Source organism: Staphylococcus simulans (genome assembly GCF_003043455.1).
Classification (GTDB): Bacteria; Bacillota; Bacilli; order Staphylococcales; family Staphylococcaceae; genus Staphylococcus; species Staphylococcus simulans_A.
On sequence record NZ_PZGG01000143.1, the window covers coordinates 1 to 301 of the forward strand.

The following is a 301-nucleotide window of genomic DNA, read 5'->3' on the forward strand; positions in this document are numbered from 1 at the left end:
GTGTTTCTTGTTTCACTTGTTGTTTAGGTTGTTCAACAACTTTCGGTGTTTCTTGTTTCACTTGTTGTTTAGGTTGTTCAACAACTTTCGGTGTTTCTTGTTTCACTTGTTGTTTAGGTTGTTCAACGACTTTCGGTGTTTCTTGTTTTACTTGTTGTTTAGGTTGTTCAACAACTTTCGGTGTTTCTTGTTTTACTTGTTGTTTAGGTTGTTCAACAACTTTCGGTGTTTCTTGTTTCACTTGTTGTTTAGGTTGTTCAACAACTTTCGGTGTTTCTTGTTTCACTTGTTGTTTAGGTTG

The 301-nt window shown here is 35.2% G+C and carries 1 pseudogene; it reads right to left on the reverse strand.

Annotation, left to right across the window (positions count from 1 at the left end):
• A pseudogene (locus BU038_RS12860) lies at positions 1-301 on the reverse strand (DUF4430 domain-containing protein); the annotation flags it as partial.